The sequence below is a fragment of the Pradoshia eiseniae genome, assembly GCF_002946355.1.
GTDB lineage: Bacteria > Bacillota > Bacilli > Bacillales > Pradoshiaceae > Pradoshia > Pradoshia eiseniae.
Genome location: NZ_PKOZ01000002.1, coordinates 287,208 through 307,267, shown reverse-complemented (window position 1 = coordinate 307,267; position 20,060 = coordinate 287,208). Strand labels below are relative to the sequence as shown.

The window sequence follows — 20,060 nt, the reverse complement described above, 5'->3', positions numbered from 1 at the left end:
GAATGACTTGCGACAACAATTAACTAAAGTATACAGGGCTATAAGAAGCGGCGGGCTTGTCCAAAGGGCTTTTAAAATAGCTTTTCTCATTGTCGGAAAATTACCGGCAAAGAAGAAGTTGGTTGTATTTGAAAGCTATCTTGGTAAACAATATAGCTGTAACCCGCGGGCTATTTATGAATATATGATTGATCATAAACCGGACTACACACTCCTCTGGAGTGTTGACAAACATTCGACAGAACCCTTCGAGAGCCGCCATATACCATATGTTAAACGATTTACACTGCCCTGGCTTTTCGCTATGGCACGAGCTCAATATTGGGTCAGCAACAGCCGCCTGCCACTTTGGATTCCAAAGCCAAAGCATACAACGTATTTACAGACTTGGCACGGTACCCCATTAAAAAAGCTTGCCAACGATATGGATGAAGTTCATATGCCTGGCACAAACACCGCAGCTTATAAACGGAACTTCACACAGGAAGCGAGCAACTGGGATTATTTAATCTCCCCAAACGCATACTCTTCCGCTATTTTTAGAAGCGCCTTCCTATTCAACAAGGAAATGATTGAATCCGGATATCCGCGCAACGATCTTCTCCATGCACCTGACACAGAAGGAAGAGCAATGGTGATTAAGCAACACCTTAAGTTGCCGCTTGATAAGAAAATCATTCTCTATGCACCTACTTGGCGCGATAATGAGTTCTACGCACGCGGAAAATATAAATTCACTATTCAGCTTGATTTAGATAAGATGAAAAAGGAGCTTGGCGATCAATACATCATATTGCTTCGGATGCATTATCTTGTCGCCGAAAATCTAGACCTTTCAGCTTATGAGGGATTTGCCTACGATTTCTCTCACTATGGGGACATAAATGAGCTCTATTTAATTTCTGATTTACTCATTACCGACTATTCCTCCGTCTTCTTTGACTTTGCTAATTTAAGGCGGCCAATGATTTTCTTCACCTATGATTTAGACACATATCGCGACCAGCTGCGCGGCTTTTACTTCGACTTTGAAGAGAATGCACCTGGCCCGATTGTCAAAACCTCTGACAAAGTCATTGAAACGATTAAAGAGATTGACCGAAATGGCAAGCACGCTAATTACCCAGCCTTTTATGAACAATTCTGCAGCTGGGAATGCGGTGAATCAGCAAAACGGGTTGTGGAGAGGGTTTTTAAATAAGGAACATCTTGGGAGCTAGCTTTGCTAGCTCTTTTATTTGGCTCTATATAGGTTGCTCGTTATAAAGGGATAAAAAAATCTACATGTGTGGACTGTATGTGGCAACATACGGGTTGTTGGTAGGTTTATCAACATTACATATATCTCATTGAAATACGAGATAATGAAAAGCAGAAGATAGCATTAGTAATATTAAAATGGTACCTGTAGATAGAATCCTCTTGTCCTAAAAGCAGGTACCATATAAAATCAGACTATCCTTTTTCTTATTATTTCTTAACTGTTACTGTTTTCGATTTACTTTGGTTCCCCGCTGAGTCTTTAACATAGATTGTTAATTTAGCCCCATTCTTTTGCTTCTTGATACTCACACTATAACTGCCTTTTGCATTTACTTTTGCTGTACCAAGCTTCGTTTTTCCGTTGTAAACATAAACAGTCGCATTTTTTTCAGCTGTGCCTGTTACTTTTGTGGTTGTTGTCTTCACCGTTTTAACAGTTGGTATTGCTGGTGCTGTTTTATCCAATACCTTTATTGACTTTGTCGTTGCATTCTTCGCTGCATCTGTAGCGACGACCTTTACAACGACTCCTGCTTTTTGCTTGCTGATTTTGAAAGAAAACTTACCTTTCGAATCGGCCTTTACGGTTGTCTTTTGTAATTTTCCATTCAGATATAACTTCACCGTTGCTTTTGCTTCAGTCGTTCCTGTTATTGTTGTGCTTTTATCACTGACCTGATTTACAGATAATGTAGGCGCTGTCTTATCGACTACTGTTGTTGACTTTGTTGTTGCATTTTTCGCCTCATCTGTAGCGACGACCTTTACAACGACTCCTGCTTTTTGCTTGCTGATTTTGAAAGCAAACTTATCTTTCGAATCGGCCTTTACGGTTATTATTTGTAATTTTCCATTCAGATATAACTTCACCGTTGCTTTTGCTTCAGTCGTTCCCGTTATTGTTGTGCTTTTATCACTCACCTGATTTACAGATAATGTAGGCGCTGTTTTATCAATCGTAAATACCGTTGTTGTTTTATTTCCTGCCTCATCTGTTACAACTAATGTATACTTGCCATTAGCACTTACCTTGCTGCCACTTGTGAAAGTATTACCGTTTAATGTTGCATTTCCTTCATTAAAAGTTATAATCACATCTTTGTTATAATACTTATTGTGACTTACTCCATCTACTACTGGTGCTGTTTTATCAATCATAAATACCGTTATTGTTGTATTTCCTGCCTCATCTGTTACGACTAACGTATACTCGCCATTAGCACTTACCTTGCTGCCACTTGTGAAAACTTTACCGTTTAACGTTGCATTTCCTTCATCAAACGTTACTATCACATCAGTATTGTAATAGTATTGACTTACTCCATCTACTACTGGCGCTGTTTTGTCAATTCTAAAATCTATTACCGTTTTATTTTCATAATCGTCTTCTACAATTAATTGATAGTTGCCTTCTTCATAAATTGTTGTCCCATTTTCTATTTCATTTATTATGGTATTATTACTCATTAAATGAGCTATTCCTTTATCAAAATAAATAGTTACATGATTATTATAGATACCATTATGACTTACTCCCGTCACCGATGGTCTAATTTTACTACCCAAAAGCTTTTGACATATTCGAGCACTATAACTAAATCGCTGATCTTTTTCTGCCCTTACATATTGTATTAGTTCACCATAAGTAGGAATGCTTTTAATTATGGCTCTTCCTCGCTCAACTTGATAAGTACCGGAATCATTTCCATGCATATTATACAAACTTACACTAGAGTGTCTAGTTAAATTGGTCCCGTCTCTATCGTAAACAACTGGAGGAATATAGGTAAAGTCATCCCCCGGCTTTACTTCCCCCACTTCTTCTAATTCTACAAATTGATCATCCATAGAAATATATGCTGTTAAATCTTTAATTGGACGAACATCTGTAATTTGATTACGTTGCAAATAAATAGTTTCTAATTGATAAAGATTATTCAACGGACTAATATCTTTTATTTTATTATCACTAAGATACAGATATTCTAATTTTGAAAGTTGCGATATCGGTTCTATATTTTCAATCTGATTGTTATTTAAATTCAGCGCAGACAAATTGGAAAATTTAACAACATCATTAATATCCTTTATATTATTATTAATTAAATCCAATGTCTTTAAATTCACTAAATTCTCTAGGATAGACAAATCTTCAAAGTCGTAACCGATAACTCTTAAGTATTCTAAATTAGTTAGATTAGATAAGAAGCACAAATCTCCTGTATTATACTCATAACCTAATGACCTTAAATTACTTAATGAAGATAGATTTAGTTTTTCTGGTTCTAATTCACAATTAGATATCACCAGTTGCTCTAATTTACTAAATCCGTTCGTAAAATCAACATTAAAAATACTACTATCGGAGATATCAATATAAGATAAATTAGGTAGCCCATTAAGTATATCTATACCCTCTATTTCTTTTGCCCCCCTTAAGATAAAACCTCCTAAGTTTTTAGCATGCTCCAATCCCGTTAAATCAACTTTATCCTGAGCCCAGATAGTCAAGCTTTCTAATGAGTTTAATATTTGCGGCGTAATCGGTACATCATCATCAATATCTAATTCATTTCGAACTGCTTGATCCACAGTGTAATCTGGAAGTGTAACCGTTTGTATAGGGGCATCTGAATTAATAATAACTTTCTGTGTTACAGTAACAGTTCCATTAAAACCACTATCATACCGGTATGTTATTTCTCCCATGGTGTTTTCTGCTGTATATACAGTAATACTCGCCTTGTTATCTATAACATCAAATGTTCGAGTTCTTTTTCCATCATAAAGGGAGATGTAATTTATGTTTTTCCTATTTCCATTTCTATCTTTTAGGTCAATAACCTCGTAATCTATTTTTTTCTCCTCTTCAATTATTAAAGTATCTAATTGGATTTCTTGAATACCTTCGCTAAAATTTTCAAGATTTTTCAAGCTTTGTATTGGAGAAAAATCAGCTATTTGATTCCCGCTAATTTCTAAACACTCTAAATTAACCAGAGTCGTCAACGACGAAATATCTTTTATATCATTCTCACCTAAATACAATACCTGCAGATTTAAATTACTTTTCAACGGTGAAATATCTTTTATGTTATTCCCATCTAAATACAGTACCTGCAGATTTAAATTACTTATTGATCTCAAATCTGTAATTTTGTTTTCTTGTAAATATAGTCTTTCTAGTGAATTTAATTCCTTTAGGGGAGTTAAATCACTAATCATATTTTTGGGCAAGCTTAATTCTTCTAAATTAATTGCGTTCTCAATCCCTGATAAATCAGTGATATTTTCATTATATCCATGTAATGAATGTAGATTCTGCATATCATTTGTTGTAATTTCACTGCTAGTGTCTATTCCAAGGCTGTTACAAATAAGCGCTTTCAAATTAGCATCTTTTATATTTACAATTTCTGTTGATTTCACACTCAAATTTTCTTCAAATGCATCATCGCTAATTGCATATATTGACACATTAGGTATAATACAGTTTAAAACCATAATTAAAATTAGATTAATTGATAAAATCCTTGTGAATTTTCTCATAATGATTCTTATTCCTCCACTAAATATTAGTACGCCATATCCCCTTATCAGGGATACCCATAATATTATTTTAACATAATAATTTCATTATATATTTTGATAAATTAAATTATAGATAATTTTGGGGAAGACCTAGTTCCACTTATCCTTATCGAAAATTATATAGATTTTAAGGTAATCACTTATTCTTAAACTCAAAAAATAATTACCAACACACTTCTAATCTGAAATAATCCACCGATGAAAGTTATCAATTAATTTGAAGAGGAATAAACTGAGGTTCTCTCATACCTTGAAGAGCTGACCATTTTATTCACCGGTTAAGAAAATCACTTGTACAGTCGAAGGACACATCCGGATCCAATACACGTTTATAAATCCGATACCGGAAACATAAAAAGGCAGCGCCCCCCTACCTAAGAGGGCTTACTGCCTTATTACAATACAAGCTTTGCGACGTTCTCCACATGTCTGGAGTGTATAGAGCATTCCATTGGTCAGATAGTTCATAATCTTTATTTACCGTTTCTTAAGTTAAATGAAAACATATTAGATTCGATTTTGAAGTAGAAATATGACAAAACAGTATTTATCTTTGAGCCAAAATAGCTATTTCTTACTTATAAAAAGACAACCTACTTAGGTTATCCTTTTTCATTAATGAACATTGAATTTCAAAAAAGTTGTTTAATAATTTTCTAATATCTCATTAGTTAATTCTAATAAGTATTGGAATGTCTTATTAGCCTTAATCAATTCATCATATAATAAACTTAATTTACTTCCGCTTGCATCACTTTCTGGTACATTTGGCTGTTGTGGATTCGGAACCGGACCTATTTGATCATGGCTATCTTGAGAACCACCTGATGAATGATCATTATTACTCCCATTATCTTGCGTGTTACTTCCTCCACCATTATCAATATCGCTATCATTTTGATTAGTATCACTCTGATTGAGATTGCCTTGCGAAACGCTAGATGAAACATCATTATTACCACTGTTACTTTGTGTCATATTCGCAGTACTATTTTCGGAATTACTATTTAGTGAACCACTTTCATTCTTATTCGTTTGATCACTATTTTCTTGAGCTACATTTTCTTCTCTATCTTTCCCCTCATCATTAGGTACTGTATTTGTAATCCCCTGTTCATCCTCAAGACTTTCATCTCTTGAGCAAGATTTAAATGAAAATAACGATACCAGTAACAATACCAATACAATTGCTATTACTACATTTGTTTTCTTAGAGCTCTTAGTAGTTGAACGATTATTTGCCATTATTCTACCTCTAATTCATTACTAACCTGGGGTGGCTCTTCTTGAACGGACTCTAAGCTTTGTATTTGTTCTTCTAATTCTTTTATATAGCTTTCTTGTTCTTGTTTATCTTGTTCTCGCTTCTCTAATTCTTTCTTTAAACGATTAACCTCTGATTCTAGACTATTACTATCCTCTTTATCAGTAGCTTCTTTTAACTTGGTGTACTCTTTATATAATTTCATATACTTATCTATGATTTTTTCCTCATTACGCGAAAAGGCTACTACTTTATCTTTTAAGATATTTATATCCTTTTCAATATTTTCTATTGGGGCAGAATCAAAAGCTGCCACTGAAGCTAAAACGGATGATGCTAGAACAGCACTGCCAACCAACCCAATTACAACACTAGCTAAAGTCTTACTCATCTTTTTCTCCCTTTATATCCAAATTTAAAATAAGGACTAATAAAATTAGTCCTTATTTTAATTATTATAGTGTTTTATTTTGTCAGCTCTATCGTCTTTACTTCGTTATTATTAGTAGTTACTGTAACGATAACCTTAGCCACATTATCTTTATTTAGAGTTGTGGTATAAGTTTTTCCAGCCTTTAAATCATTCGAATAATTATTGGATGGTACGTTAGTGCCTTTACCATATTTGTTACCTTGGGAGTCATTTAAGTATCCAGCCCAAGATTTATTTTTGGTTTGTACTGTATCTCCATTAGCATCAATAAACTTAACGACGATATTCCCTTTTGATGATAAAAGGCCTAGATTTATATCTTCTTTTGGCGTTATATCAACTTGGGTATGTCCTGCATAGAAATGCGCTTTTGCTGTTGCTATTTTTTCTTCCGCAACAATCTCTCCATCTAATCCTGGTAGAGAATCTGCACTTGTCATCGTATAACTATTTGCTACCTCAACAGCTTTATTTGATTGTATTTCTAAACCTTCAATTGCTGCATTAGCTAATTTTAATTGCCCTTCTAGTCTTGCGATTTCCGCCTGTAATTCTGCTTTTTCAGCATCTGACGAAGTTGTATTATTTTTTAATTGTTCTTCTAATTCAGCAATTTTTGTTTGCGCGTCTTCTCTTAACTTATTATATTTTTCAACTAATGCAGCATCATTTTGAGCAAATTCTTGTATTTTTGATTTTAATGCTTCGATGTTATTCATTACCTTTTCAGCTGCATCTGTATTGAATATCAATGTTCCTGCTACAGCTGTTACGCCTACTGCACCTAATATTGTTGCTTTCAAATTCATTCCATTTACTCCCTTGCTAAAATTGTATTTAATGTATATTTTTTGCTCAGGCCATTATATCATAGGTCATTTTAATATATCAATATAACTTAAATAACATTCATTAACAAATAATTACACGATATTTATATACATAAAAATTTAAACAAGTATTAAATACTATTTTAAAATTTCTTTCACTCTCTTAATACGGACCGGTTAGGTCAATGTATTGCTAAAACAATAAAGAACGTTTATCTGAATGTAACCAAAAAATGAAAAAAGAAGCTTCTCATTAATTAAGTCAATTAATGAGAAGCCTCTAATAGTACTTATGCTATGAACAAAATGCGAGCATTTCACTTTTGATCAACTAAAACTCTATCAGGAACTGTAGCAGTAGACTAAAACTGCGTCCAACAATAGTTAGTGCAAAACACGACATTCAAAAATATGACTGTCGTGTTTCATTTTAATTATTCTTGGTTCTGTCCTGCATTTCCCAAAGTACCTTCTGTCGTTTCAATTGCTGGTTTCTCTACACTTCCTTCTATATCATCAGGAACTTCAGTTAGCTGAGCAGTAGAAGGTATTTCATCTATATCCCCATCTAGATCTTTGTTGATTTCTTCATCTGAACCTTCAGTTATATCTATATCTATATTTTCTTCTTCATTTGGTTTAGGTACAGGTGTTGAATCTACAGAATCACCCAATAGATTCGTGTCTTCTAATCCTTCCGTAGCATCCATTTTCTCTTCTGATGGTTTTGGTGTTCCAATTATATCAGTATTTCTAATTGTGTTTTCTCCGCTATACGTTCCCCATGCACTTTCAAAATAGTATTCCCCTGTTGTATTAGGATAAAAAGTAAACGTAATTACTTCTCCTGGCGCTAACTGAGTACTGTATAATGGTAAAAAACCCTCCGGCCCTGAGATACTAAAATACCCTGTGCTTGCCGTACCACTTGCCTTTACAGTAACGGGATACCCTTTTCCCTCTGTCATCTGAGAGAGACTATATTTTCCGTATTCCAGTTCTTCTCCGTCTTTAATATCAACAATAATACTGTAATCGGCAGCTTTTATATTTTGTACAGAAGCGGTAACGTTGTCTGTAAACCAAGACCATGTTGTACCCATTAAGCAGATTATGCATAAAGCCAATCCCAACAAGGAGGGCATAAGCATCTTAACCATACTGTTACTCTCTTTTATATTTTTAGATTTAAATAATAATTTCAATCCCTCTCGCTCCTTAAAAAATGCAGTAATTGAGCAATCAAAAGGCACAAAGACTGTTTATGCCCTTTGATTGCCCCTCCCGTGAATGGACACGGGAGAGGACCAACCCTTAGTTTACGACCTTTACATTTGCACCTAATAGAGAACCTACATTATCTTCAGTAACCAATGTGCCGCCAACTTTACAGTTTTTCACAGTGGTTTCAGCCCTTGCATCAATTTTGAATCCTTCTACAAACTCACAATTTGTGAGACTTGTTTTGGCGTATGGACGCATAAACTTATAACCGGCACCCTCACCGAAGTTACAATTTGTGAAAGAAACTTCTGAAAGGGTACCTGCATAAGAAGTCCAACCATTTAATGTAGAATTAGTAACAATAAGCTTTTTGCCTCCACCAGCGTCACAGCTTATCGTATAAACAGGTCCGTCAATAGTAACATTATCAACAATTACGTCACTTTTAGCCCCACCAATAAAAATACCACGGAAGCCACTATCAATGGTTAAATTTTTAATTGTACCACCTTTAGTAGAGAGAGCACTATCCCAGGTACCATTTGCACCTTTAACAGAAAGAGTTTTTCCGTTACCGTCAATCACACCACCATTATGTTGTTCAATTCCTGTTGCACCATATCCTGAACTACCAAGCGCTTCTTTCTTTACAACTAAATCAGAATCAAGAATAACATCTTTACCTTCTTTAACTGCATCTTGTGTCTCTTTCGTATTTGTAACTACAGTATATTGATTATATGCAGCATTTTTATCATATTGGTTATTGTAGCTATCTTTTTCTACAGTATCTTGAGTTGCAACTACTGTAATTGAAATATCTTCAATTGATTTACCCTGATATTCATTACCAGCAGTTCTTTTCATGGTACCGCTGATAGTAATCTTTTCAGAAGCACCGGCAGCTAATTTGTATTCCTTATCAATATCCGCACCAGCAATTTTCCAATCAATAGCTTCGTTTAGCTCTGCATCACCATCGATGCCAGTAATGAGAACTTTATACTTAGCTGCTAGGTTACCATTATTCTTTACAGTCACTGGTTCTAAATCGTATGTAGCACCCGGCTCCCAAAGGATTTCTGATCTTCCATCAGCAGTCTTCCAGTTAAGCGTTTCACCTTCAACAGAATTTCCTGCTGCGTTTAAAAGTGCAATGTCCAGAGTCCCTGCTTGAATTTTGTTTACACCTGTGCTTGCTGTATCCGTAAACCAAGCAAATGTTGCACCGGCTAGCATTGTTACGCTTGCACATGTTGATACTATGCTCGTAACTAACGCTCTTTTAGTTGATCCTTTTTTCATTCTTTCTCCTCCTAAAATATTTTGGTATCAGTCGAGAGATTCCCCTCTCCATCGTTACCTTGTGTATATGTAGCAGCATCATTGCTGTTTACACCAATGGTAGTCGTTCCAAGCTGTTCTTTTAATTTTAAGAGCTCTTCCATCATCTTTTGAGATTCAGCTCGTTCTTTTGCAATTTCATCTCTCTCTGCTTGCAGCTCGGCTTTTTGCTCAGATTTGTATTTTCTAAATAATCGAATACTATCTATTAAATGAATGAGAATTAACAGCATAAACGGAATGAAAATACAGCAAATATATCCTGGTGTAGTTTTTAAAAACTGGAAGAACGTACCCACTTTTGGAATGTGAGTTTCATATTTACCTAATACATATTCGTGTGTAACTACTGTTTCATCATCTGTATTTGTCGTTGTTCCATATGTAATGAATCCGGGATTTCCATTCGCATCCGTTGTTAAACTCCTGATTTTATGAGTGACCGTTTCTCCGTAATTGTCAGAATCTGTGGAAGTATAGGCAATAATATCTCCTTCCTTCAAGGTTGACGGATCTATCTCTTTTATAAGAACTAAATCCCCTGCATTAAAATCTGTCTTACTCATGGAATCAGATAAGACAATAAAGGGTTTATACCCAAAAAGATTTCGGTCCGGCTGATCAAAGGTCGTTACAGAGATAATGGTAAACACCATCATCCCTATACTCGCTACCATAAGGAACCACGTCACGATGGCTTTTATGGTATGTAATGCTTTTTTCATTTCCTTGTTGTTTCCTCCTTAGTCAAATTCTCTAGTCGGATTATTTTTTGTTTGTACGGCATCTGCACAAAGGGTAAATGTTAGTGTCGCATCTTCCGTACTACCGCTCTCTTTTGGATAATAGAACTCAATTTCCAATTCTTTTTTTTCATCTAAACTTAATGGATCATCAGCTGAAGATACCTTCTGTTTTGTGAGTTCGCTCGGTTTTCCAAAAAACAGAACTTGTTGATCGTCACGAATGGCCACTTCAATTACATCAGCAAGTCCGCCTTTTATGTCATCAAAATATATCTTGTAATAAGCTTCACATGTGCTATTGTTTTCAAGAAAGAAATCCTTTACAACAGTCATACCCGGCTTAAAAAGATACTCATGTTCCTCAATAACCGGCTTACCATCATTTAGATCAATATCTATTTCCCCGACACTAAAAATATTGCTATTTACCCACACCATTGACCATACAAGAGCAAAAGTAGAAATACATAGGCAAATAGAAAGTATGACAATTGCAGCAACACTTGTTTTCAACTTTTTGCCTGTTTGTTGATTATTTTGCATCTGGCTCGCCCCCTATTTTTTTGTTTTTTCGGAAGGAGAGTTTCAATATCAGCAGTGAACCTGTTATTAAACCAAGCGATAAAGCAACATTTGAATAATCTAGCTTACCAGGTGCACGAACTAAATTAGCTTTTTCATCTACCCACCATTTAAAATCAGCTTTCAATTCCGTACTTCCCATATACTCATTTCCAACCGCAGTATCAAGATAGGCGGAAATTTCGTAATACAATTCTTCCGTTTTTGCAGTATCTGATTCTTTCAAAGTATATGTTTCTAATTCACCCACATCTCTTATTAGTCCGTCATATAGAACATCTCCACTATTAAGAAGAACAACCTTTAGTTTCAATACTTCTAATAATTTTTCTGGTTTGTTATGTAAATCTACAGAAAATTTAATTGTACTGGAGTTTTTATATGACACCTTAAGACAGAAATTCTTTACTTCTGAATCACCTGGCAACATATTGATTACCTTAAAAGGCGCATTATCAGTGAACTGCCCTTTATGAAGCGATATAACGGTTGATGCAGGCTTACTACTGTCACTGTCGCTATCGTTAGGACCATCATTCGAATCATTATTTGAATCATCATTTAAATCATCGTCTGAATCATCATTCGAGTCATCATTTGTGCCTTCGTTCGAATCATCGTTTGAGTCATCATTTGTTCCTTCGTCTGAATCATCATTTGAGTCATCATTTGTTCCTTCGTTCGAATCATCGTTTGAGTCATCATTTGTGCCTTCGTTCGAATCATCGTTTGAGTCATCATTTGTGCCTTCGTTTAAATCATCGTTTGAGTCATCATTTGTGCCTTCGTTCGAATCATTGTTTAAGTCATCATTTGTGCCTTCGTTCAAAGAAATGCTGCTATCTATTCCAGTAATATTTTCCGTATTCTCTGTTTGATTATTGGTATTACCGCCTTCTTCAGGGATAATGAAATTTTCAGGCACACTAACAGATGTCGATTCTTTCGATGCAAAATGTTTATATATCTCCAATCCTGTTAAAGCAATAAGGCTTATGCATAGTAGGATCAATAGCATGGTTATTATCTTTTTGTATTTTTTATCACGTTCCACTGACCTTCCTCCATGTTTCTTTTTTCAAACCTTTAGAAACAAAAAATGCATTCCAATTTTAAAGGAATACACATTAAAACGGAGTAGCCTGCAGTTATGCGTACTCCAATTTTCAATAAATTTAGCAATGTGATTACTTGCAATCTCTAAATATAAACACTATATAGCTGTTAATCGTAATGATTTATATCTTACTCTAGCAAATCTGTATATTGAAAAAATATACATTTTCAGAAGTTTTCATTCTTTTATTATTATATCAATAAAACTTTTTTGGGGAAATATTTTTTAAACCAAATTTGCTCTCTTTACCGAAATTTATCGCTATTCTATTAAACTTTATAATACCTAAATTTATAAATGAAAGTTAACCTGCAGATCTGCCATTACATCCCCAATAAAACTTGTTTCTATACCAATCATTTAATATATTAAAAAAATATTTTAATTTTTATGCCTGCCAAGCTTTTAACAAGCAATGCAAACCAACTAAGTGTTGTTTTCTATTAACTATATATATTAGCTAGGAAGGTGATGGACCGGTTAAATCACCGTAATGATGAAGTCACGAAAATGTTTACCTGCATGTATGTAACGAAAGAAATAAAAAAGAGGCTTCCCATAAGTTTGCAAATTAACGAGAAGCCTCTAATTGTGAGAGAAATGTTAGCCCTGTTATATCATAGGCAGGCAGCAAGAGGAATTTAGGCTAATAGTACGTCATCATGCCCCTATAAACAGCAATATAGTTTCATCAGGTGGTAATTAAGAAGGGAAATTGACACTTCACTAACATTAACCATTCATCGCATGCAAAAAGAACGCACGAGCAAACTCGTGCGTTCTTCTATACTATATAAAATAAGATAATAACGGTTATTTCACTTTCAATTCTGTATAACTCTTCACGTATTGCTCCATAATTTCCAAGACTTCATCACGAAGGTCCTCGTGCTGAAGCGCAAAGTCAATCGTAGTTTTGACGAAACCGATTTTTTCTCCGACATCATGTCGCTGTCCCTCGAAATCATAAGCATAGACTTCTTGAGATTGATTCAAGGTTTGGATGGCATCAGTCAGCTGGATTTCTCCACCTGCACCTGTTTCTTGGTTCTCCAGAATCTCAAAAATCTCCGGAGTTAGCAGATAACGACCCATGATCGCCAAATTGGATGGCGCCGTGCCTTGCGCTGGCTTCTCAACAAAGTTCGCAACCTGGTAGCGTCTGCCTTCCTGCATGCTCGGATCAATAATCCCATAGCGATGCGTCTCGTTTTCAGGTACTTGTTGCACGCCAATCACGGATGAACCCGTCTCTTCATACTGATTGATCAGTTGCTTGATGCACGGTGTATCACTTTGTACGATATCATCGCCAAGAAGAACGGCAAATGGCTCATCACCAATGAAATTACGTGCGCACCAAACGGCATGACCAAGCCCGCGTGCTTCCTTTTGTCTAACATAGTGGATATTCGCGAGATCGGATGAGTATTGAACCTTTTCGAGAATATCAAATTTTCCTTTCTCAAGGAGGTTTTGCTCAAGCTCTAAAGCACGGTCGAAGTGATCCTCAATCGCACGCTTACCCTTACCGGTAATAATGATGATATCCTCGATTCCAGCTGCGACAGCTTCTTCAATAATGTATTGAATGGTCGGCTTATCGATGATTGGAAGCATTTCTTTCGGTACAGATTTCGTTGCAGGCAGGAACCGTGTCCCTAATCCAGCTGCTGGAATAATTGCTTTTCTAACCTTTTTCACACAAACTCTCCCTTTTTATACATTATTATTTACTGTGAATCTATCAAAATGACCCTTACAAATGATGGCTAATAAGTAAATACTTATCTTACACTAGACCCTAAGACCTATGTATAATCTTAATCAATTCAACTTTTATTTCTTCAACAAACTCATTGACTGTAATATCTCTAGAAGCTGTTCCACTCTTGTATGCAGATTTTACTAAATTGGCAAATTCCACATCTCTCTTTTCCGTCTTTCCATTTATGCGGTTAGACATGATTCATTAGTCCTCCTAAAGATATTAATCAAATCATAATTTTAGCATGATTTGGAATCATATTAGGTATAAATATTCATCATTCTATTATTATACCTTATCCAATATATCTATCAATACATCTATAAAAAAAACTTGAGCACTCTCATTTGCAGAGTGCTCAATTCAAACATCCTATTCAATCCGCAAATACGTTAATTGTCCTGCATCATTATTGATTGAGATCATCGCCTCATCTGTATAAAAGGCATATTGGGACTGGTCTTCTGACTGAATAACTTCATTATCATCTAATGACAAATTCTCCATGTCAATAGAACCAAATTGATTAAAAATAATTCCCTTAGCTACATCTTGTTCATCAAGGATATAATATACATTCTCGTAAGGTAGATGCATCATTCTCTTCCCATCAGCCTCGATTTCTTCTATTCCATTCATTACTTCTTGCATCCTGGCTTTATCCGAGCCAAGGAAAGACAAAAGGAACTCATATGAATTCGCAGCATTCGATGAGATATATCCGCTTAATTCCTCAATTGTAAGCTCTGCTGGTTCAACCTTTCGGCCAGCTGCTTGTATATCATTTAGCTTCATGTAACCTGATACACCACCAGATTGAATGAAGACATAGCTGTCATTCTTCTCTGTAATTGTAATAGGTATGCCAAAAGGAAGTAAGCCTGCTGCTTCCGTTAACTCCTCATCAGAATAGAACGTTGCTCCATCACTAATAATATAGCCATCTTCATTAACCTCTACAGCTTCAGATATGGAATCTTCAGCGCTTTTGTCAGATTGTGAAACGGAAGTACTGCCAATAAGACCAAATGAAGCAATTGTACGAAGAGGCTTCTCACTGAACATGGTCCCAGCCACTCCAACCATTAGCAGAAACATGATAACGATTGGCATGAAAGAGTAGTTCTTCTTCTTTTTATTCTTTTTCCGCTGTTTCTGACTTCTCTTAATACCTTGCTGACTATTTGATTGACCAATTGCAAGGGGCTGTTTTCGTTTTTCTTTATTCTTTGCGTTATACTCTTCTTTTTCACTCTTAGAAAGGCCATTATACCAGTTAATAAATTCCTTATATTCCTTTACGACAACCTTTGTTTCATCAAACATCTTTAACTCACCGTAATGCATCCAAATGACGCGATCACAGATTTTTTCTATTTGACCGATAGAATGACTCACAAAGAAAATTGTTTTCCCCTGTCTCTTGAAATCGGTAATCTTGTTTACACATTTTTGGTAGAAGGTTTGATCACCGACAGATAAAGCTTCATCAATAATCAAAATATCCGGTTCAATATGGACAGAGATGGCAAAGCCTAGACGGGATTTCATTCCGCTGGAATAGCTTTTGACCGGCTGGTCGATAAAATCTCCAATATCGGCAAACTCAACGATTGAATCATAAAGCTCATCAATCTCTTTGGTTGAAAGACCCATCATTAAACACTTTAAATATATATTGTCTTTCCCTGTAAGGGCGTTATTCAAACCAGCTGCAATTGCAATCAAGGACGGTTGGCCATTCATCTTGATTGTACCCTTTGTCGGTGGAATGATCTTTGCCAGTAAATTAGACAATGTCGATTTTCCAGAGCCATTGATACCGACAAAGCCAATGGTCTCCCCTTCATTCACCTCGAAAGATACATTGCGGACCGCATAGAACCCACCCTTGTCAAAGCGGGAAGAAATCATGCTCTTCAATTTATCGGCTTTCGTCTTCGTTAAATAATATTTCTTTGATACATTTTTAAATGATACCTTACTACTCATTGTTCTCTCCTATCTGTTATAGAAAATCAACAAAGCGATCTCTAAATTTCATATGCATCATGGATCCAATCGTCAACAGCAATAAGGTTAGCAGCCAAAAATACAAACCGTATTTCACATCGTTAAAGAACCATGTGTCATAAAGAAATGTATTGCGGAAGCCATCAATAATATAATAGAAAGGATTAAGCTTAACCAACGTGCCAATAGGTCCTTCCAAGTGATCCATAGTCCAAAAGATAGGCGTCAGGAAGAACAATAGTCGTGTAATGGCTTGAAGCATTTGCTGATAATCGCGAACGATAATGCTGATGGTCGAATTAAATAAGCTAAGCGAGAACATGAATGCCACCATACAGAATAGATAATAGAAATACTGTAGCCAATAAAGGGTTGGGTAATAACCATTTAAGAGAAGAACGATAATATAAATGATTATCATGATGAAATAGGTAAATAAATTTGAAACAATCGCTACGGTAGGCAAGGCACTGACAGGGAAGTTCATCTTTGCAACAAGATTAATCCGCTTGTAGATACTGCTTGCTCCCTCAAGCAAGGTCGGGCTGATAAAGAACCAGGGGATAATACCCGCCAGCATCCAGATAATGAATGGATATCCGCCTTCAACATTTGCTCCCTGCTTTAACCCCATACCGAATACAAACCAATACGCAAACACTTGAATCAGAGGATTCAGCCATTGCCACAGAATCCCCAAATAATGAATCTGGTATTGCGATTTCATATCATAAATCGCCAAACGAAAGATCAAAGGCAATGAACTCACTTGCTCTCGAAGAATCTTGAAGCTTTCCTTCATAACATCTAACATCCTCAACAGAAAATTTATGGATATGCACAATTCTTCAGTATTCTAGATTAGTAGTACGATTGCTATTTTAATCAAAAATAAGTAAGCCAGGAATAACTCTTATTTCCTAGCCATGAATTTCCTCATACTATGTAATCCGCTTCTACATATATCCTAGCTGAAAAATATACATGATTCACCACAATTATATATTTTATCAAATATCCTATCATAATTCACCATCAGCCTTTCTTACAATTTATACTCTTTAAGTCAAAAAACTTGGCAGCCTGACAAGAAAACACATATTTTATCTACTAGATAAATCATATATAATAACTATAGGAAAAAAATTCAGAAAATCAGGGGTTGCTATATGAGAGCAGAAAAGAAAAAAACAAAGAAGAAACGCACCTGGGTGAAGGTAACCCTTATTACCTTAGGCATATTACTACTTGCCGCTGGCGTCTATACGTTTATGGTTTATAACTCCTTTAACGATGCAGTAAGCAATATGCATGAGGAGACAAATCGAGAAGTTTCCAGTAAACGGACCGAGAAAGTAAGCCTAAAGAAGAAAACACCTTTTTCCGTCCTCCTGCTAGGAGTTGATGCAAAAAGCGGTAATTCAGGTCGTTCCGATACAATGATTGTATTGACGGTCAACCCAATTCTGGAATCCATTAAAATGGTCAGTATACCAAGGGACACGAGAACTGAAATCGTAGGACGAGGTACAATGGACAAAATCAATCACGCCTTTGCATTTGGCGGTGCAGAAATGGCCATTGACACCGTCGAAAACTTTCTAGACATCCCGATTGATTACTATGTAAAGGTAAATATGGAAGGATTTGCGGATATTGTCGATGCAGTTGGCGGCGTAACAGTTGTGAACGATTTAGACTTCTCCTATGACGGATTCCACTTCGCGAAGGGAACGATTGAGCTCAGCGGAAAAGAGGCTTTAGCCTATTCTCGAATGAGGAAGCAAGACCCACAGGGTGACTTCGGTCGTCAGAAACGCCAACGACAAATTATTCAGGCTGTCATTAAAGAGGGAGCGAGCCTATCCACACTCAGAAATTATGACGATATCTTTGATGCATTAGGTGAGAATGTCAAAACAGACATCAGCTTCTCACAAATGGTTTCCATTCAACAGAATTATAAAGAAGCTGCCAAGTCATTGGAGCAAATCCAGGTAGAAGGCAGCGGTACGAGGATTGATGGAATCTATTATTATGCAGTATCGGATGAGTATAGATCTGAGTTGCAGAATACTCTTAAGAAGCATTTGCAGATTGCGGAATAAACACTTAAAAAAGAAGCCATGTTCATGGCTTCTTTTTCATATTATTTTTCAAAAGTAAAGGAAATAATACTCACTCTCCGAGCCCGTATGTCTGTCTGCGACCATTATATACATACAAACAGGCAAGGAATACATCATGGTTATATTCTTGCTAGTACAAGTTAAGATGTTGCTAGAGATGCTGAGAAATATAATCCTCAATAAAAATGCTGCACCTCCGATTACCAGAGTAAATCTAACAATTGGGAGTACAGTACACCTCATTAGTTTCAGTCCTCCAAAAACTAATAAGCTAGGTTAAAAAACTTTTGGGCAGCTCAAAGAATTAGCTGTGATTTTTCCAACTTTTAACGAAATATTTCTCCAATATACGGTTCCGTTCCTCATTAAATATGGACCAACCTTCATATACTTTCCAGTAAATGGTTTTATCGTGATTGAATAGCTTGTCCATTCCCCATCCTGAATCCCTTTTATATCAGTTATTCGGATGTTTTTGAACCATTTTGCGGCTGATTGGGAATGCTCGTCAGGCTTGTTGAATGTTCTTATAGAAAATATAAAACCATGACTGTCAATAGCAGATGCATTGTCTGTCTTGATATCAAATGATAGTGTGAATTCTTTTACACCATCCGCATTAATTTCAATAGCATTTGACCATAACTGCCTATATAAATCTTTAGACTCATTCTCCTTCGAAATGGTTAGAACAGGCGAATCTTGAACATTCTTGGACAATAGGATATCAAAATCTTTATGCCAATAGGACCAATGGTGACTACCTCTCCGGAAGCTAGCATTGTATACTAAGTTTCTTTCTCCAGCTGCTTGTTGTATTTTTGAGTTCTGTGATTTTAGTGCATCATTTTGCTCTTTTAAGTCAGCCATAATTATGGACACTAATTGATGTGTAAAATCTTGATAAAATTGATTCTCGAAATGAAGATAAAATAAACCCCATAAATGCTTTTGATCTGCAAAATATGTTTTATTGCTAAAATCAATGTATCTGACCTTATAATGATCAATCACATACTTATCAAGTACATCCCACCACTTATTATAAAGGGCTATATCAATGGAATGTTGACCCTCAGTTTTTGAGACTAATTTTTGTTCCCCAGATTCAGAATCTATATATTTGTCTGTAAAACGAGCACAATTTAGAATTACTCTACAACCCGGAACGTAATTTTCCAAAAAATCAAAAAGGAATCTGATACCTTCTTTCCAAAGATTAAGATAGCTATCTGGATCATTAAAGATAGAGAGGTTATTCCCTTCCTGCAAATCTTTATATAAAGAGGTTTTTGAAAATAGCCATCGTTTATTAGTGATATAACTATTTTCTATTTCCCTTGCTCCATAATAGACATCCCCGTAAAAATCAAGGATAAGATAATCAGGTTGATTGATTACCATTGAATCGAGAAAGCTCTTACTAAGTTCTGTCTCAAAGTGCTGCTGATCAAATGGGCTTATCTTGTCAATTAAAGAGCGATTGAACGAAATCGGTTCAGCAGCAAGGGATATCATAGACATTTGATTCTGATGAGTAATAATTGAATAATAATCTTTATATTTTGCTACTATTTGAGAATTAAAGTTATCCCTCGTTGCGCAGCATCCTAGTGTAGCAATCTTAACAGTCATGTATTCATCCCCTTAACCAAATTGGCTTGTATCAATAAATTAAGAACGTTCATTCCTAAAAAATGACTTAAATTTCCATTACTTTTTGTTAGTTAGAAAAATTTCAACTTCGCTTTTTATG

The 20,060-nt window shown here is 35.6% G+C and carries 15 protein-coding genes and 1 pseudogene; 2 read left to right on the top strand and 14 right to left on the bottom strand.

What is annotated here, in order from left to right:
• Positions 1-7: 7 nt before the first annotated feature.
• Positions 8-1,201 (top strand): annotated as a pseudogene (locus CYL18_RS06295) (CDP-glycerol glycerophosphotransferase family protein); the annotation flags it as partial.
• A 269-nt stretch (positions 1,202-1,470) separates the two neighbouring features.
• Here CYL18_RS06295 and CYL18_RS06290 read toward each other — a convergent pair.
• The 13 genes from CYL18_RS06290 to CYL18_RS06230 all read right to left on the bottom strand — a co-directional run bounded on the left by CYL18_RS06290 (position 1,471) and on the right by CYL18_RS06230 (position 16,977).
• A complete protein-coding gene (locus CYL18_RS06290) occupies positions 1,471-4,812 on the bottom strand; it encodes an Ig-like domain-containing protein (RefSeq protein ID WP_104848630.1) in 3,342 nt (1,113 codons plus the stop codon).
• Positions 4,813-5,499: 687 nt separating this feature from the next.
• The gene (locus CYL18_RS06285; RefSeq protein WP_104848629.1) at positions 5,500-6,099 is read right to left on the bottom strand and encodes a hypothetical protein; all 600 of its coding nucleotides are present in this window, start codon (positions 6,097-6,099) and stop codon (positions 5,500-5,502) included.
• The gene (locus tag CYL18_RS06280; protein WP_104848628.1) at positions 6,099-6,509 is read right to left on the bottom strand and encodes a hypothetical protein; all 411 of its coding nucleotides are present in this window, start codon (positions 6,507-6,509) and stop codon (positions 6,099-6,101) included. The genes CYL18_RS06285 and CYL18_RS06280 overlap by 1 nt, the downstream gene beginning before the upstream one ends.
• Before the next feature lie 74 nt (positions 6,510-6,583).
• Entirely contained in the window at positions 6,584-7,360 is a 777-nt protein-coding gene (locus CYL18_RS06275; RefSeq protein ID WP_104848627.1) for a hypothetical protein, read from the bottom strand.
• A gap of 455 nt (positions 7,361-7,815) precedes the next feature.
• Positions 7,816-8,586, bottom strand: a complete 771-nt coding sequence (locus CYL18_RS06270; RefSeq protein ID WP_104848626.1) for a hypothetical protein — start codon at positions 8,584-8,586, stop codon at positions 7,816-7,818.
• Between the two features lie 109 nt (positions 8,587-8,695).
• Positions 8,696-9,910, bottom strand: a complete 1,215-nt coding sequence (locus CYL18_RS06265) for a TasA family protein (RefSeq protein ID WP_104848625.1) — start codon at positions 9,908-9,910, stop codon at positions 8,696-8,698.
• 11 nt (positions 9,911-9,921) lie between these two features.
• On the bottom strand, positions 9,922-10,674 hold the full coding sequence (locus tag CYL18_RS06260) for a signal peptidase I (protein ID WP_104848624.1): 753 nt from the start codon (positions 10,672-10,674) through the stop codon (positions 9,922-9,924).
• Positions 10,675-10,692: 18 nt separating this feature from the next.
• Positions 10,693-11,238, bottom strand: coding sequence for a hypothetical protein (locus tag CYL18_RS06255; protein ID WP_104848623.1), 546 nt, complete (start codon positions 11,236-11,238; stop codon positions 10,693-10,695).
• A complete protein-coding gene (locus CYL18_RS19245) occupies positions 11,228-12,331 on the bottom strand; it encodes a hypothetical protein (RefSeq protein WP_161497091.1) in 1,104 nt (367 codons plus the stop codon). Before CYL18_RS19245 ends, CYL18_RS06255 begins: the two co-directional genes overlap by 11 nt.
• Positions 12,332-13,207: 876 nt before the next feature.
• Positions 13,208-14,098: a UTP--glucose-1-phosphate uridylyltransferase GalU gene (galU, locus tag CYL18_RS06240; RefSeq protein WP_104848621.1), complete on the bottom strand. Its 891-nt coding sequence runs from the start codon at positions 14,096-14,098 to the stop codon at positions 13,208-13,210.
• Positions 14,099-14,198: 100 nt separating this feature from the next.
• The gene (locus CYL18_RS19240; protein WP_161497090.1) at positions 14,199-14,360 is read right to left on the bottom strand and encodes a hypothetical protein; all 162 of its coding nucleotides are present in this window, start codon (positions 14,358-14,360) and stop codon (positions 14,199-14,201) included.
• Positions 14,361-14,534: 174 nt separating this feature from the next.
• Entirely contained in the window at positions 14,535-16,154 is a 1,620-nt protein-coding gene (locus CYL18_RS06235; RefSeq protein WP_104848620.1) for an ABC transporter ATP-binding protein, read from the bottom strand.
• A gap of 16 nt (positions 16,155-16,170) precedes the next feature.
• Positions 16,171-16,977, bottom strand: coding sequence for an ABC transporter permease (locus tag CYL18_RS06230; protein ID WP_104848619.1), 807 nt, complete (start codon positions 16,975-16,977; stop codon positions 16,171-16,173).
• 367 nt (positions 16,978-17,344) lie between these two features.
• On the opposite strand from CYL18_RS06230, the gene tagU reads away from it, so the two are divergent.
• Positions 17,345-18,283 carry a polyisoprenyl-teichoic acid--peptidoglycan teichoic acid transferase TagU gene (tagU, locus tag CYL18_RS06225; protein ID WP_104848618.1) on the top strand — a complete coding sequence of 313 codons (939 nt, stop codon included), beginning with the start codon at positions 17,345-17,347 and terminating at the stop codon, positions 18,281-18,283.
• A 297-nt stretch (positions 18,284-18,580) separates the two neighbouring features.
• On the opposite strand, the gene CYL18_RS06220 is transcribed toward tagU, so the two are convergent.
• Positions 18,581-19,939 (bottom strand): DUF6270 domain-containing protein, encoded by a 1,359-nt coding sequence (locus CYL18_RS06220; protein WP_104848617.1) that lies wholly within the window; start codon positions 19,937-19,939, stop codon positions 18,581-18,583.
• Between the last annotated feature and the right edge of the window lie 121 nt (positions 19,940-20,060).

Excerpts from the sequence above, each read along its gene's own strand:
- CYL18_RS06290 (WP_104848630.1), bottom strand. The coding sequence starts at position 4,812 with ATGAGAAAATTCACAAGGATTTTATCAATTAATCTAATTTTAATTATG.
- CYL18_RS06285 (WP_104848629.1), bottom strand. The coding sequence starts at position 6,099 with ATGGCAAATAATCGTTCAACTACTAAGAGCTCTAAGAAAACAAATGTA.
- CYL18_RS06280 (WP_104848628.1), bottom strand. The coding sequence starts at position 6,509 with ATGAGTAAGACTTTAGCTAGTGTTGTAATTGGGTTGGTTGGCAGTGCT.
- CYL18_RS06275 (WP_104848627.1), bottom strand. The coding sequence starts at position 7,360 with ATGAATTTGAAAGCAACAATATTAGGTGCAGTAGGCGTAACAGCTGTA.
- CYL18_RS06265 (WP_104848625.1), bottom strand. The coding sequence starts at position 9,910 with ATGAAAAAAGGATCAACTAAAAGAGCGTTAGTTACGAGCATAGTATCA.
- CYL18_RS06260 (WP_104848624.1), bottom strand. The coding sequence starts at position 10,674 with ATGAAAAAAGCATTACATACCATAAAAGCCATCGTGACGTGGTTCCTT.
- CYL18_RS06255 (WP_104848623.1), bottom strand. The coding sequence starts at position 11,238 with ATGCAAAATAATCAACAAACAGGCAAAAAGTTGAAAACAAGTGTTGCT.
- CYL18_RS19240 (WP_161497090.1), bottom strand. The coding sequence starts at position 14,360 with ATGTCTAACCGCATAAATGGAAAGACGGAAAAGAGAGATGTGGAATTT.
- CYL18_RS06235 (WP_104848620.1), bottom strand. The coding sequence starts at position 16,154 with ATGAGTAGTAAGGTATCATTTAAAAATGTATCAAAGAAATATTATTTA.
- CYL18_RS06230 (WP_104848619.1), bottom strand. The coding sequence starts at position 16,977 with ATGAAGGAAAGCTTCAAGATTCTTCGAGAGCAAGTGAGTTCATTGCCT.
- tagU (WP_104848618.1), top strand. The coding sequence starts at position 17,345 with ATGAGAGCAGAAAAGAAAAAAACAAAGAAGAAACGCACCTGGGTGAAG.
- CYL18_RS06220 (WP_104848617.1), bottom strand. The coding sequence starts at position 19,939 with ATGACTGTTAAGATTGCTACACTAGGATGCTGCGCAACGAGGGATAAC.